1 protein-coding gene is annotated in these 259 nt (G+C 56.0%); it reads left to right on the forward strand.

The window, feature by feature from the left end; all coding sequences use genetic code 11:
- Positions 1-125: 125 nt before the first annotated feature.
- A partial coding sequence (locus SB756_RS31880; protein WP_410913475.1) for an efflux RND transporter permease subunit occupies positions 126-259 on the forward strand: 134 nt, incomplete at its 3' end.

The raw sequence follows: 259 nt of genomic DNA on the forward strand, positions 1-259 counted from the left end.
CCCGCTGCCGCACGTAGAGTAAACGGCGGCGGAGAAACGTGGCAAAGACCCGCCGAGTTTCCTGCCAGAGCGCCCGTTGCTGGTGGGCCTGACCAACGATAAAAGTAGTGAGGAGTGTCGATTTAATGTCGAATTTCTTTATCGACCGCCCTATCTTTGCCTGGGTTCTGGCGATTCTGCTGTGCCTGTGTGGCACGCTTTCGATTATTTCGCTGCCTATTGAACAGTACCCCGATCTGGCACCGCCCAACGTGCGCAT

It is taken from the genome of Pseudomonas sp. SIMBA_068, from assembly GCF_046534705.1.
Classification (GTDB): domain Bacteria; phylum Pseudomonadota; class Gammaproteobacteria; order Pseudomonadales; family Pseudomonadaceae; genus Aquipseudomonas; species Aquipseudomonas putida.